Below are 14,030 nucleotides of genomic sequence, written 5' to 3' on the forward strand. Positions count from 1 at the left end.
CCAGCGGTCGCGACGGGCTCGAGACCATGACCGTCGTCCGCGGAGGCGGTCGTCGTGACGACCGTCCTGAAGCTCGGCGGGAGCGTCATCACGGAGAAGGACCGGCCGGAGACGCTGGACGGTCCAGCGCTGGATACGGCAGGGGCTGCGATCGGCGAGGTCGCCGCGTCGGTCCGTCCCGGCAGTGCTGACGACGCGAGCGCAGCCGGCATCGACCCTGCGGACCTCGTCGTCGTCCATGGCGGCGGCAGCTTCGGTCACCACCACGCGGAGGCCCACGGCGTGTCGACGACCGACGGCACCCACGATCCCGAGGCAGTGCTCGCGATCCACGGCGCGATGACGACGCTGAACCGGTTCGTCGTCCAGCGTCTCCGCGAGCACGAGGTCCCGGCAGTGCCGGTCCATCCGCTGTCGGTCGCCGACCGCGACGCCAGCGGGGCGCTGACGCTCCCCACGGGACAGGTCGCGACGCTGCTCGAGGAGGGGTTCGTTCCGGTGCTCCACGGCGACGGCGTCGCCCACGCCGGCGAAGGCGTCTCCGTCCTCAGCGGCGACGAGATCGTCGTTTCGCTGGCGGAATCGCTCGCTGCCGATCGGGTCGGCGTCTGCTCGACGGTTCCTGGGGTGCTGGACGACGATGGAGACGTCGTCGATTCGATCGGCGTCTTCGAGGACGTGGAATCGCTGCTCGGAGCGAGCGATGCCACGGACGTCAGCGGTGGCATGGCGGCGAAGGTCCGGGAGCTGCTCGCGCTCGGTGGACAGGCGTCGATCTTCGGACTCGACGACCTGCCGGCGTTTCTCGCCGGCGAGCGGCCGGGGACCACCGTGGGCGAATCGGCCTGATCCTGCCCGACACGCCGGCTCCGGCCCACCGCTCGTCGATCGCCGGGGCGCCGTCGGGCAGACGGACGGCCACGTGCGCGAGGAAAACACCTAACAGTGGCCGCGACGACGACGCTGCTATGGAGGAAGGCGATACGCTGGCGAACGCCCTGGTCGGCGGCGCGATCACGTTCTTCACCGGGAACTTCGTACCGCTCGCGCCGGTTCTCGGCGGCGCCGTCGCAGGCTATCTCGAAGGTGGAAGCCGCCGTGACGGGATGCGCGTCGGTGCGTACTCCGGGTTCGTCGCGTTCGTGCCACTACTGGTGCTCGCCTTCGTGATCTCGAGTATCTTCGGCGTGCTGGGACTCGGCTTCGGGCTCGGCGTCTTCGGGCCGGGCGGTCCAGGCCTGGGCATCGCCGGATTCGTCGGTGCGCTCTTCCTGGTCCTGTTCGTGGTGCTGAGCTTCGTTTACTTCGTCGGGGGCGGTGCGCTCGGTGGCTGGCTCGGCAACTACGTCAAATACGACACCGACGTAGAGCTGTAGTTCGGCGGCGCTCACGACGACGAGAGTGGCCACCGGTCAGCGACGGTCGCCCCTAGCCAAACGTGCGTCAGGTATGGCCCATTCGGGCACACAGCCGCGACGGACGCCGTACCCACGCCCTTTATCACGCTCGCCCGAATAGTCCGAGACAACCGAGCAAACGGTCGCCCCGGGACGACGCGGGCGACCGGCGCTTCGCCGGTCGACGGCGACTGCTGGGCACGTGCCCACGTCGCCCGACGGCGGACGTCTCGACGCAGTCGGGATCCTGCGGCCGGTTGGCGTAGCCAACCGTGCTGTGGGCGCCGGTCCTCGCGAACGGGGTGTCCGCCTCGGACACCAACTATGGAAATCGAAATTGCCACGATCGGCGGCTACGAGGAAGTCGGCCGCCAGATGACTGCGGTGCGAGCGGGCGACGACGTCGTCGTCTTCGACATGGGTCTGAACCTCTCGAAGGTCCTGATCCACGACAACGTCGAAACCGAGCGGATGCACAGCCTCGATCTGATCGACATGGGAGCGATCCCGGACGATCGGATCATGAGCGAGCTCGAGGGCGACGTGCAGGCCATCGTACCGACGCACGGCCACCTCGACCACATCGGCGCTATCTCGAAGCTGGCCCATCGCTACGACGCACCCGTCGTCGCGACGCCCTTCACGATCGAGCTCGTCAAGCAGGAGTTCGAGAGCGAGCAGAAGTTCGGCTCCGAGAACGACCTCGTGAAGATGGAGGCCGGCGGAACGATGTCCATCGGCGATTCGGGTGTCGAACTCGAGTTCGTCAACGTCACCCACTCCATCATCGACGCGATCAATCCGGTCCTCCACACGCCGGAGGGGTCGATCGTCTACGGACTCGACAAGCGCATGGACCACACGCCGGTCATCGGCGATCCGATCGACATGAAGCGGTTCCGGGAGATCGGGCGCGAGGACAACGGCGTCCTCTGTTACATCGAGGACTGTACGAACGCCGGGAAGAAAGGGCGAACCCCGAGCGAGTCCGTCGCTCGCCGCCACCTCAAGGACGCACTCTACTCGATGGAGGACTACGACGGCGGCATCGTCGCCACGACCTTCTCGTCCCACATCGCGCGGGTTAGCTCCCTCGTCGAGTTCGCGAAGGACATCGGGCGCCAGCCAGTGCTGCTGGGCCGCTCGATGGAGAAGTACTCGGGCACCGCCGAGCGACTCGACTTCGTCGACTTCCCCGAGGACCTCGGGATGTTCGGCCACCGGAAGTCCGTCGACCGCACGTTCAAGCGGATCATGAACGAGGGCAAGGAAGACTACCTGCCCGTCGTCACCGGTCACCAGGGCGAGCCCCGCGCGATGCTCACCCGCATGGCCCGCGGCCAGACCCCCTACGAGCTGGACGCTGGCGACAAGGTCGTCTTCTCGGCGCGGGTCATCCCCGAGCCGACCAACGAGGGCCAGCGCTACCAGGCCGAGAAGCTCCTGGGCATGCAGGGCGCACGGATCTACGACGAGATCCACGTCTCCGGCCACCTGAACAAGGAGGGCCACTACGAGATGCTCGACGCGCTCCAGCCCCAGCACGTCATCCCCGCCCACCAGGACATGAGCGGCTACTCGGACTACGTCAACCTCGCCGAGGACCAGGGCTACAAGATGGGTCGTGACCTCCACGTCACGCGCAACGGAAACCTCATCCAGCTCGTCGAGTAGCGATGACCGACCAGGAGGCCCGGGAAGCGACCGTGCTCGCGACGATCCGCGAGCGACGCGAGATCGTCAACGACGCCATTCCCGAGGAGATCCCCATCGCTGCGCCCGAGCGACTCTACCAGGCCTCACGCTACCTGCTGGACGCCGGTGGCAAGCGACTCCGTCCGACGATCTCCCTGCTCGTCGCGGAGTCACTCGCCGACGTCGAACCGGGTTCGACCGGATATCGGGAGTTCCCCACGCTCTCCGCGGAGTATCCCGAGATCGACGTGCTCTCCGCGGCCGTCTCCGTCGAGGTCATCCAGTCGTTCACGTTGATTCACGACGACATCATGGACGACGACGACCTCCGGCGTGGCGTTCCGGCGGTCCACCGCGAGTTCGACCTCGAGACCGCGATTCTCGCTGGCGACACGCTCTACTCGAAGGCCTTCGAGATCATGCTCGGCACCGGTGCTGCCGACGACCGGAGCGTCCGCGCGCTGGACGTCCTTGCCAAGACCTGCACCGAGATCTGTGAGGGCCAGGCGCTCGACGTCGAGTTCGAGGATCGCGAGGACGTCGCCATCGAGGAGTACCTCCACATGATCGAGCAGAAGACGGCGGTGCTCTACGGCGCGGCGGCGAGTCTCCCTGCGGTCCTGATGGGTGCTGACGACGAGACGATCGACGCGCTCTACCAGTACGGGCTCGACGTCGGACGGGGGTTCCAGATCCAGGACGACGTCCTCGATCTGACGGTGCCCTCTGAAAAGCTCGGGAAACAGCGCGGCTCGGACCTCGTCGAGAACAAGCGGACGCTCATCACGCTGCACGCCCGCGAACAGGGCGTCGACATCGCGAACCTCGTAGAGACGGACTCGGTCGAAGCGGTGACCGAGGCCGAGATCGACGAGGCCGTCGCGACGCTCGAGGACGCCGGCAGCATCGAGTTCGCCCGCGATCGTGCGGAAACGCTCGTCGATTCCGGGAAGTCACATCTGGACGTGCTGCCCGACAACGACGCGCGAAAGCTGCTGGAGCAGACGGCCGACTACCTGATCGAGCGGGGCTACTGAGGTCCGTCGACCCCCGTTTTTCTGCTGAAGATAATCGGAACGAGCGGTTCGGGGACGTCTCGAACCGGAGCGCTCACCGTGGATTGATACCGGAACCGGCCCGGCTGTAACGACGGAGCCTGCCCCGGCCAATCGATCGATTCCGTCGACAGCAGTTGCTCACAGTTCGAGGGAGGAGCGCCCGAATCCCGTTCCTGCACCGACCGGAAGCCCGACCGTCCGCACAGAAGAGTGCTCAGTTCACAGCCCGGAGACGAGATCCCGGAGCGCCGCCGCGGGGTCCGCCGCCTTGGCAACGCCGCTGGCCAGCAGCACGCCCTCGGCACCAAGCTCCCCCGCAGCGACGACGTCGTCGCCGGTCGAGATCCCAGCGCCGCAGTACACCTCGACGTCCGGATCGACGTCTGCAGCAGCGGCGACCGCACCCTCCACGACGTCCGGGTCGGCCTGATTGACCGGGGTTCCGGTGCCGATGAGCGCGGGCGGTTCGACTGCGACGGCGTCGGGGCCCAGCGCCGCGACGGCCGCGACCTGCTCGGGGTTGTTCGCACAGGCGACGACGTCCAGGTCGGCGCGCTCCGCGGCGTCGATCCCGGCGTCGAGGTCGGCGAGCGTCAGTCGCCGCTCGGAGTGGTTGAGGAGCGTTCCCGCTGCACCGGCGGCCGCGACCGACTCCGCGAGCGTCGAGCCGGTGTTCGAGCCGTACTCGACGGGGCTGACGTGCTGGGCCCAGGTCTCGACGCCAGTCTCGGCGACTGCTCGGAGGTCCGCGGCCTGTGGAGCCACGGCAATGCGAGCGTCGGCGTCGTCGGCGACGTCCGCCGCGGCCGTCGCGATCTCGACTGGGTCGCAGTCGTAGGCCTTGAGATTGACGAGGACGAACATACTGCGTATGGCGGTCGGCAGCGGGAAATAGGTTCGTGGTCGGCGAGTCCCGCAGAACACTCTCGCGTTGGCGAAGCGGACAGTCCCGGCTACCGCACGATGTGATCGGTGATGTCCTCGCGAATGATCGTCTCGCAGTAGACGCAGCGGACGCCGTCGTCGAGCACCTCGAACGTCGTCGCGACCGGTTCGTCGTCGGCCGTGATACAATCGTGGTTCGGACAGGCGAGCACGCCCGTCACGGACTCGGGCCTGTCGAGACGCTTCTTCTCGATGACCTCGTAGTCCCGGATGATGTTGATCGTCGCGTCGGGGGCGATCAGGCTGATGACGTCGACCTCGTCCTGGCTGAGTTCGCGATCCTCGACCTTTACGACGTCCTTGCGCCCGAGCGCGTCGCTCTCGACGTTCATCCCGATCGAGACCGTCTCGCCGCCGGTGCCGTCGATCCCGAGCACCGCGAGGACGTTCAACGCCTCGCCGCCGGGGACGTGATCGATGACGGTGCCGTTCTGGATCTTCGAGATGCGGAGTTCGCGGTCGCTCACGCTGAATCACCTCCGGACGGAGCGGTGAATCCGCCGTCCGTCGCGACGGCGTCGTCGGCATCGCTTGCGTCTGCCTCCGAGAGCAGCAGATCGAGCAGTGCCATCCGGACGGGCACGCCGTTGTGAGCCTGCTGGAAGTACTGTGCGTGCTCGGTGTCGTCGATCTCCGGGGCGATCTCGTCCACGCGGGGCAGCGGGTGCAGCACCGCGAGATCGTCGCTGGCAGCATCCAGCGTCTCCGAATCGATCCGGTACTCGCCCGCGACCTGACGGTACTCGTTCTCGTCGGGGAACCGCTCGCGCTGAATCCGCGTGACGTAGAGCACGTCGAGCGACGGCAACACGTCCTCGAGTTCGGTGTGCTCGCGGACCTGCGCGCCGGCCTCGTGGAGGTCGTACCGAACGCCGCGAGGGAGCTGGAGGCTCTCCGGACTGATGAAGTGCTGGCGCGCGTCGAACGTCGTCAGCGCGTGGGCCAGCGAGTGGACCGTTCGGCCGTACTTCAGGTCGCCCATGATGCCGATCGTCAGGTCGTCGAGGCCGTGGGCCTCCCGGATGGTGAAGAGGTCGAGCAGCGTCTGCGTCGGGTGGTGGCCCGCGCCGTCACCCGCGTTGAGCAGCGGGACGTCGACGAACTCCGACGCCATCTTCGCGGCGCCCTGCCGGGGGTGCCGGAGGACCAGCGCGTCGGCGTACCCCTCGATCACGCGGATGGTGTCCGCGAGGCTCTCCCCTTTCTTCACGCTCGAGGACTCGACGGAGCCCATGTCGACGACGTCGCCCCCGAGGCGCTTGATCGCGGCCTCGAAGCTCATCTTCGTACGCGTACTCGGCTCGAAGAAACAGAGGCCCAGCAGTGCGCCGGCGTGGCGGTCCGCGACGGCCGAAGGGTCCTCGGCGATCTCCGCGGCGCGGTCGAGGACCTCCTCGACGTCCCCCCGCGAGAGCTGCCTGGCGGTGAGCACGTGGTCGTGACGCATTGGCTGATTGGGAGTGCCGCGAGCCCTTGAATGCACAGGGTCGGGCCGGACCAGCGGGCGGTGCTGCCGATGACGACGACAGGACCGGTCGAGCAGAAGCTACGACGGCGGCGACGACGAGTGAGAACGAATTTGCTGTGAAACCGACCGACTAGGCGCCGATGACGCCCCAGAGCGGCTCGACGATGAACCGGAGGGACTTGTAGCCGATGTAGATGGCGGCGACCGCCCACGCTGCCAGCGCGCCCTTGGGGAGCTCGAGCGAGCGATCGGTTCGTGCCTCCGCGAGCCGCGACTCGAACTCGAAGTAGTCGGTGATGACGATGCCGACGACGAGGACGAGCACGATGGTGCCTGCCTCCAGCTTCACCGTCGTGTAGTAGACGGCAGCGAGGAGCAACAGGACGTTCGAGACAGTGTGGGGCGCGAACCGCTCGACGGCCTCCGCGCCGTCCTCCTCGTACTGGCTGACGTGTCGCCGGTGGGCGATCCACCGCGTGATCGCGTTGAGGAGCACGAGCGCCAGGAGCACGTACGCCACGTGCGGATAGAGGAGATCCAGCGGCCCGAAGATCGAGGTCGGATCCATGTTCGAGCAAAGGACGGGCGACCCATTAGTGTCTTTCCAATCTCGGGTGGGAACGGGAGCCTCGTCGACGGCTCCGGGGCCAGAACGCGGCCCGAAGCGGGGTTCGATCGGTCACCGGGGATCGCGGGCGCTCTCCTCGACAGCGAGAACCCCCAGTTTGCCGGCCGGGCTGAGCGACACTTCGGCGTCGCGGCCGACCGTCGCGACGACGGCACCGTCGGCCTCGACGGTGACGGCGGCCTCGTCGCGCTGAACGCAGACGCTAATCCGGCCGTCGGGGACGACCCAGCGGTCCCTGTCGGTGCGAAACGGCGCGACCGGGACGATCGCGAGCCCGGTATCGGGCTCGAGCAGTGGCCCGTCCCCGGCGGCAGCGTAGCTGTAACTGCCGGCAGGCGTCGCGACGACGACGCCGTCGGCCCGTACCGTGTCGATCGTCCCGACGCGGTCGTGCTCGATGGCGAACTCGGAGATGCGCGCCGGCTCCGCAGTGATCGTCGTCACCTCGCGGAACGCCGTGGCGAGCACCTCGCCGTCGACGGCGACGTCGAGCAGCGGGGCGTCCCAACGCTGCGCGCCGCCCTCGACGACGCGCCGGATCGCCGGCTCGAGATCGGCGGCCGAGACGCTCGGCAGACCACAGTCCACGTCGACCGGAAGGACCGGTGTGGTCGGACCGCGATCGACGACGGCACGGAGTGCCGACGGACCGACCGCGACGATCGCCAGGAACTCGGCTGCTTCCGCCTGGTCGGCCATCGGATCGCTGCGTTCCAGAACCTCCGATGTCGCGCCGGCGGCCTCGATCGCGACAGCGAGGTGCTCCCGATCGGGCGCGTCGTCTGCCGCCACCACGCCGATCACGGGAGCGTCGTCCGTCATGGCGCTCGCTTTGCACTCCCCGGTTATATGCGACGTGGACCGGCCGTCGAGGCGCTCGTCTCCGCGGCGCGCGCCTCCTACGCTCGTTCGTGCAGAGGGGCGAGACCGGCTGTCGGGAGCGCAGGGCATCGATCCGGGCCGATCGAGCCTCGCGCCCGCGTGTCTGAACCTTTTTGCACCTCCCCGATCCACTGCGGAGTATGCGGGAGACCCTCGCCGAGTGGCGGCCCGTCGTGGACGAGGCCATCGAGGAGGTCCTCCCACGAGAGATCGACGAAGCATACCTTGAGGAGTACTTCGGCGAACCCACCTACAGCTACGACCCCCACGCGATCCAGACCGCGCTCGCCGACCCGATCTGGGAACTGCTCGATCGGGGCGGCAAGCGCTGGCGTGCTGTGCTCTTCCTGGTGTTCGTCGACGCCTTCGGGGAGGATCCCGAGGAGTACCTGCCCTACGCGACGATTCCGGAAATCCTCCACAACGGCACGATCATCGTCGACGACGTCGAGGACGGCGCCTCGATGCGCCGCGGTGCGCCAGCACTCCACCACGAGTTCGGACAGGACGTCGCGCTCAACGCTGGCAACGCGATGTACTTCATCCCGCTGAAGATCGTCACCCACGATCCGGGCGATCTCGACGGCGACACCCGCCTCCAGGCCTACGAGATGCTGATGCACGAGCTCAACCGCACGCATCTCGGCCAGGGGATGGACATCTGCTGGCACAACGAACAGGAGATCCGCATCGACGAGGCGGAGTACCTCGAGATGTGCGCGTGCAAGACCGGCTGTCTCGGTCGGATCGTCGCCCGCCTCGCGGCGATCGTGACCGGCCAGGACGAACGGGTCGAGCGAGCGGTGGCCCAGTACGCCGAGCAGGTTTCCGTCGCCTTCCAGATCGGCGACGACATCCTCGACGTCGAACACTCCCTGGGCGAGGCCGGAGAGTTCGGCAAGGAGTTCGGCAACGACGTTCGCGAGGGCAAGAAGACGCTGATGGCGATCCACGCCATCGAGCACGCGCCCGCGGCCGAAGCGGACCGGCTGGCAGCCATCCTCGCCGCCGACAGCAACACCGACGAGGAGATCCGCGAGGCGATCGAGATTCTCCAGTCCGCAGGCAGCGTCGCGTTCGCGCGGGAAACCGCGCTCGAACTCGCCGCGGACGCACGGGAACAGCTCGACGGGCTGGAGCTCGCGGACGGCCCCGAGGCGGATCTCCGGTCGTTCACCGAGTTCGTCGTCGATCGGGACGTCTGAGGCGACCCGTGACCGGCTGCGGCCAGGACCGTCAGATTCCAGAAGCGTCTGCGCCCACTGACCGCCAGCCGGCGGCCTGTTCTCCCACGTACTCGCGTTCCAGGACTACAGACGGTCGTCGATACTTCGAACCGAAACCGACTTTCGCGAACTGGCCGGACGTGTGATCGTGATGGTCCCGGCGGCGTTCACGGCGACGCACTCCCTCGGCAGTGGACGCCAATCAGTGAGCGCTGGGGTGTTCGCCGGTGGGTAGCGACCGGCGGGTCCTCGCAGCCGTGGTCGCGAGCACCTTCTTCGTCGGCTTCGGCGGTGGCGTGGTCTTTCCGATACTGCCGAATCTCGGTGCCGTGCTGGGGATCTCGCCGTTTCTGGTCGGGATCATTCTGAGCACCAACCGGTTCGTTCGCCTCGTCGCCAACGCGCCCGCTGGCGCGGTCGTCGACCGGATCGGCACCAGAACGCCGTTCGTGGTCGGACTGGCGATCGAAGGGATCGCGACGACAGGCTACGTCCTCGCGCTCCGGATGGATCCAGCGGGGCCAATTTTCGTCGCTGGCGTCGATCTCACGGCCGCTGAGTGGTGGTTCATCCTCGCGCGGATCTGCTGGGGCCTGGGCAGCGCGCTCGTCTTCGCGACCGCCTACACCATCGCGACGGACGTCTCGTCCGACGGCTCCCGCGGGCTGGACATGGGAATCGTTCGCGGCGGCATCCTGCTCGGCTTCCCCGCTGGACTCGTTCTCGGGGGCGTCGTCAGCGAACTGGCGAGCGTCCAGGCAGCGTTCTGGATCGCCGCGGCGTTCGCGCTGTTCGCGAGCGTCCTCGCCTGGATCACCGTCCCCGAGACCCACGTCGAGACCGAACGGGACGCCGTCAAACCCTGGGACGTCGACACTGCGATCCCGACGCTGACCGTCGGCGTGGTGAACTTCGCCGTCCTCTTCGCCTACATCGGCGCCCTGTTCGCGACGCTCGTGCTCTTCCTCGACGCGATCGACGTGGGCGTGCTCGGGCTCGACGCACAGGGCTCCTCGGGCGTCTACATGGCTATCACCGTGCTCGCCGCCGCGGTGTGCATGCTCGGCGGCGGCAAGGCCAGCGACGTCCTCGACTCCCGCGTGCCGATCTTGCTCGGCTTTCTCGGCGTCTCCGTCGTCGGGTTCCTCCTGCTCGCGGCGGTCGACGCCGGTGCGACGGACGGACTCGTCCACCCGGCGATCGCGCTCGGCGTCGCGTGCGTGCTCGTCGGAGCCGGCCAGGGCGGCGTCAGCGGCCCCATGACCGCGCTCCTCGCGGACCTCACGCCAGCGGAGCGGACCGGCCGAGCGATGGGGACGAACAACGTCTTCGGCGACGTCGGCGGGGGACTCGGACCGCTCGTCTCGCTGCCGCTAGTCGACGCCGTCGGGTTCGGCGGGATCTACGCGGCGTGTGCGCTGTTGCCTGCAATCGCGGGACTCGTGTTGCTCACTGGCGTCTACGTCGAGACTGGATCCCTACGGCCCGGAACGGAAAGCGTGACCGTGACCGAAACGGAACCGACCGACTGAGAACGATTAGCGCGTTCGACGGCGACCGCGTCCCGCTCAGACGGAGGTATCGTTGCCGCTGCTCGTCGACTCGTTGCCACCGGAGCTGGTGGTGTTCGTGGAATTTGTCGTGTTCCCGGACCCAGTGGCGTCACCGGCGTCCGTCGTGTTCCCGCTCCCGTCGGTGGTGTTTCCGCTTCCATCGGTAGTGTTTCCGCTCCCGTCCGTGACGTTGCCGTCGTCGTTCGTCGAGTCGTCGGACTCGATCTTCACGTAGCTGACCTCCGTTTCGGTGGCGACGGGTTTGAACAGGTAGGAGCCGTTCCCCCGCTTCACGGGCGTGAAGTCGGCGAGGAACGTCGTGCGGTAGCCCTCGCGGACGTCGAACGACTGGTTGAATTTGAGCGGCGCGTTCCCGGGCGTTTCGACCGACGCCTCGCTGCCGTCGGTGAGGGTGCCGCTGATCCCACCGATGTCGAGCTGGAGGAACTGGTACGTGCCGACCGGGAGTTCGTGCTCGCCGACGAGCTGCTGGGCGTCGCCCTGGAGCTCCGTGAGGTCGGCCTTCTGGGGCTCCTCGAACTCGTAGTAGGTCCGACCGCCGGAGCCGTCGTCCGCGTCGTCGGCGTCGTCTCCATCGCCTTCGTCGTCGGACCCCTCCGTTTCGTCCTCCGCGGAGTCGCTTCCATCGTCATCCGTCGAGTCGCTGCCGTCGTCATCGACGTCGCCGTCGGGATCGGTTCCGTTCGTACCGTCCGTCTCGTCGTCCTGTGAGCCAGACGCGGTGTCGTCCGTGGCACTGTTCCCGGTGCTCCCGGCCTGCTCGGGCGAACCGTTCCCGCCGTCGCCCTGTCCAGCCTCGCCGTCGCCCGTCCCCGACTCCACCCCGGATTCCTCGTCGTCAGAATCCTCAGTATCGTCCTCCTCCTCCTCCTCATCTTCTTCGTCAGCGTTCTCGCCGCTGCCGTCAGTTTTCGGGCCGACCCAGATGCCGTCCAGGGTCACGATGCAGGACTCGAAATCACCGATGTCGCCGGGATCGTCCGAGACCGCCGTCGAGAGGAGCCCGGTGCTCGACGATCCGTCGCCGTTGGAGTTCTCGGAGTCGCTCCCTGGCAGCGTTTCCGCGCAGCCAGCGAGCCCGGCCGTCGCCCCTGCCGCGAGCGTGCCAGCGAGGCGGAGGTACGCACGCCGGTCGAGTAGCGAGTCGGGGGTCGCGTCGTTCTGTTGCATGTACACCGTCCCAGGCACCAGCGATACATGAACCGGGACGGCCGACGCACCGAATTCAGGACGCTTAACGCCAGTTTAGCCGGATTGAACGATCGAAAACGGTCGCTGGGGGCGGTACTCGGATCTCCGTCGTGAAAATCGGCCACGCTGGTGGACCCGATCGTTCGCGCTCGGGGACCGGTCGTCGGTACGCCGGACGGAGTGAGACGAACCGGGCTTCAGGAGACGCGCCCGATCAGGTCGAGGATCGTGCCCTTCTCCTGGACGCCGACGAGCTGTTCGGCCTGCTCGCCGTCGGCGAAGACGATCAGCGTCGGGACGCTCCGGACGCCGTAGGATTGCGCGATCTGCTGGTGCTGATCGATGTCGAGCTTCGCGACTGTGGCGTCGCTCTCGGCGGCGACGTCCTCGACGATCGGCTCGAGCATGTCGCAGGGACCACACCAGTCGGCGTAGAAGTCGACGAGGACCACGTCGTTGCTCCCCAGCAGCTCCTCGAAGTGCGCCTCGTCCTCGACGTGGATCGGCGCGCCGGGTGCGCTCTCAGCGTCGTCGGCGCTGGCCCCAGATTCGACGAGTTCCTCGCGGTTCTCCTCCCGGATCGACTCGATTTCGCCGTCTTCCGTGTTGCTCATCGATCGGGGATACGTGCCTGCACGGAAAAACGCTGACGCTGAACGACTGTCGGCGTGCACGACCGGACGACGTTCACGACGATCGTCCCCCGACACTGCGGGCTCCCGACCGTGGGGGCGGTCCGAAACGCTTAGTGGTGCAGCCTCCCCAGCCTCTCGCATGATCGACGCGCTGCCGCTCGTCTTCGGGTTCGGCCGACAGGAGCTGATCGCGAACGCGGGGATCGCCGGTGGCATCGCGATGGGCCTCGCCGTGCTCGCGATGCTCCTCGTGTCGGTGCTCCCGGCGTACTCGGATTCGTGGGCCGAACGGCTCGGAACGACCGACACGACGCCGAGTGGCCCCGATCCCAAGGAGGTCATCCCCGGCCGTGAGGAGCCGATCACCGCTCCGAGCACGTCGCGATCGGCGGCTCCCGACGCGTCGACGGTCGACGCCGACGAGGAGAACACGGCGATCCCGGAGCCCGAAACCGCTGGCGAAGAGCAATCGGCAGACGACGAGGCGGAAGATGTCGGTCGAGCCGAGGAAGCAAGGGAGAACGCGGCCGACCAACGCGACGACGAGAATCCAGCGAACTGACTGCCCGGTTTCCCTGGACAGTTCACTAATGTTCCGTTAGGCGGTCCATGGAAGCTGTTTTTCGTTCGACGGGCAGTTTTTCAGTCAGCCTGGCGCAGCCGTTGTCCACTCAGCTGAAGAACTGGAGCAGCTCCTCGCGTTTTTGCTCGCGGAGGTGGTTGCCGACGGCCTCGGTCAGCGGATCGATCGAGCCGCGTTTGGCGGTGATCGGTGCGATCGTGTCCTGCCACTGCTTCCAGGGCGGATGGAGTCCGAGCCGTTCGGCGATCGCGTCGAGCGTCTCGTCGCGGTCCTCGGCCTTGTCCATCTTGTTGACGGCGACGACGGTCGGGATCCCCAGCTCCTGGAGGAAGCCGAACAGCTCGACGTCGTGGGGAATCTCACCCCGGTCCTCGTGGCGGTCGATGATCTCCACGGCGCTGTTGGCGTCGAGCACGAGGATACCGACGAGAATCTCGTCGGCGTATTCCTCGAGATACTGGACGATCGCGGTCTTGATCTCCTCGCGGCGGGACTCCTCGACGCCCTCCATGAACCCGAAGCCTGGGAGGTCGGTGAGCACGAAGTCGGGGCCGGCCCAGTCGTAGTGGTTCGCGGCCTGCGTGACGCCAGGTCGTCGGCCGGTGTCGAAGCTGTGCCCGGTCAGCTCGCGCATGAGCGTCGATTTCCCGACGTTCGAGCGCCCGAGCAGGACGACTTCGGCCGATCGGTCGGGCCGCTCCTCGATCATAGCCGTGGAGAGGGAGTCGAATCGGATAGCCTCCGCGGT

At 67.4% G+C, this 14,030-nt stretch carries 15 protein-coding genes; 7 read left to right on the forward strand and 8 right to left on the reverse strand.

The features are described from left to right. The first annotated feature begins 54 nt into the window (after window positions 1-54). The 4 genes from ACZ5KP_RS02445 (at window position 55) to idsA3 (ending at window position 4,129) form a co-directional block, all read left to right on the forward strand. Window positions 55-849, forward strand: coding sequence for an isopentenyl phosphate kinase (locus ACZ5KP_RS02445; RefSeq protein WP_460919543.1), 795 nt, complete (start codon window positions 55-57; stop codon window positions 847-849). Between the two features lie 119 nt (window positions 850-968). Further along, window positions 969-1,376 carry a DUF5518 domain-containing protein gene (locus tag ACZ5KP_RS02450; RefSeq protein ID WP_460919545.1) on the forward strand — a complete coding sequence of 136 codons (408 nt, stop codon included), beginning with the start codon at window positions 969-971 and terminating at the stop codon, window positions 1,374-1,376. A 345-nt stretch (window positions 1,377-1,721) separates the two neighbouring features. Then, complete coding sequence (locus ACZ5KP_RS02455; RefSeq protein ID WP_460919547.1) at window positions 1,722-3,071, forward strand: RNase J family beta-CASP ribonuclease; 1,350 nt, start codon at window positions 1,722-1,724, stop codon at window positions 3,069-3,071. Window positions 3,072-3,073: 2 nt separating this feature from the next. Then, window positions 3,074-4,129: a geranylfarnesyl diphosphate synthase gene (gene idsA3 / locus ACZ5KP_RS02460; protein WP_460919549.1), complete on the forward strand. Its 1,056-nt coding sequence runs from the start codon at window positions 3,074-3,076 to the stop codon at window positions 4,127-4,129. Between the two features lie 240 nt (window positions 4,130-4,369). On the opposite strand, the gene tpiA is transcribed toward idsA3, so the two are convergent. From tpiA to ACZ5KP_RS02485, 5 genes are all read right to left on the reverse strand, one after another. After that, complete coding sequence (tpiA, locus tag ACZ5KP_RS02465) at window positions 4,370-5,014, reverse strand: triose-phosphate isomerase (RefSeq protein WP_460919551.1); 645 nt, start codon at window positions 5,012-5,014, stop codon at window positions 4,370-4,372. 89 nt (window positions 5,015-5,103) lie between these two features. Further along, window positions 5,104-5,562 (reverse strand): aspartate carbamoyltransferase regulatory subunit, encoded by a 459-nt coding sequence (pyrI, locus tag ACZ5KP_RS02470; protein ID WP_460919553.1) that lies wholly within the window; start codon window positions 5,560-5,562, stop codon window positions 5,104-5,106. After that, the gene (pyrB, locus tag ACZ5KP_RS02475) at window positions 5,559-6,542 is read right to left on the reverse strand and encodes an aspartate carbamoyltransferase (RefSeq protein WP_460919555.1); all 984 of its coding nucleotides are present in this window, start codon (window positions 6,540-6,542) and stop codon (window positions 5,559-5,561) included. Before pyrB ends, pyrI begins: the two co-directional genes overlap by 4 nt. Window positions 6,543-6,693: 151 nt before the next feature. Further along, on the reverse strand, window positions 6,694-7,131 hold the full coding sequence (locus ACZ5KP_RS02480; RefSeq protein WP_460919557.1) for a DUF7313 family protein: 438 nt from the start codon (window positions 7,129-7,131) through the stop codon (window positions 6,694-6,696). Window positions 7,132-7,242: 111 nt separating this feature from the next. Continuing rightward, the gene (locus ACZ5KP_RS02485; RefSeq protein WP_460919559.1) at window positions 7,243-8,013 is read right to left on the reverse strand and encodes an NAD(+)/NADH kinase; all 771 of its coding nucleotides are present in this window, start codon (window positions 8,011-8,013) and stop codon (window positions 7,243-7,245) included. 200 nt (window positions 8,014-8,213) lie between these two features. Between ACZ5KP_RS02485 and ACZ5KP_RS02490 the strand changes: the two genes are divergently transcribed. Further along, a complete protein-coding gene (locus ACZ5KP_RS02490; protein ID WP_460919561.1) occupies window positions 8,214-9,278 on the forward strand; it encodes a polyprenyl synthetase family protein in 1,065 nt (354 codons plus the stop codon). A gap of 248 nt (window positions 9,279-9,526) precedes the next feature. Then, window positions 9,527-10,831: an MFS transporter gene (locus tag ACZ5KP_RS02495; RefSeq protein WP_460919563.1), complete on the forward strand. Its 1,305-nt coding sequence runs from the start codon at window positions 9,527-9,529 to the stop codon at window positions 10,829-10,831. Between the two features lie 36 nt (window positions 10,832-10,867). Here the strand turns inward: ACZ5KP_RS02495 and ACZ5KP_RS02500 are convergent, their stop codons facing one another. Beyond that, a complete protein-coding gene (locus ACZ5KP_RS02500) occupies window positions 10,868-12,043 on the reverse strand; it encodes a DUF4382 domain-containing protein (protein WP_460919565.1) in 1,176 nt (391 codons plus the stop codon). A 218-nt stretch (window positions 12,044-12,261) separates the two neighbouring features. Continuing rightward, the gene (gene trxA / locus ACZ5KP_RS02505) at window positions 12,262-12,678 is read right to left on the reverse strand and encodes a thioredoxin (RefSeq protein WP_460919567.1); all 417 of its coding nucleotides are present in this window, start codon (window positions 12,676-12,678) and stop codon (window positions 12,262-12,264) included. 160 nt (window positions 12,679-12,838) lie between these two features. Here trxA and ACZ5KP_RS02510 point away from each other — a divergent pair, with 160 nt between their 5' ends. Continuing rightward, complete coding sequence (locus tag ACZ5KP_RS02510; protein WP_460919569.1) at window positions 12,839-13,261, forward strand: hypothetical protein; 423 nt, start codon at window positions 12,839-12,841, stop codon at window positions 13,259-13,261. 109 nt (window positions 13,262-13,370) lie between these two features. Here the strand turns inward: ACZ5KP_RS02510 and engB are convergent, their stop codons facing one another. Beyond that, window positions 13,371-13,991: a GTP-binding protein EngB gene (gene engB, locus ACZ5KP_RS02515; protein WP_460919570.1), complete on the reverse strand. Its 621-nt coding sequence runs from the start codon at window positions 13,989-13,991 to the stop codon at window positions 13,371-13,373. Between the last annotated feature and the right edge of the window lie 39 nt (window positions 13,992-14,030).

The sequence above is a fragment of the Salinarchaeum chitinilyticum genome (genome assembly GCF_055390775.1).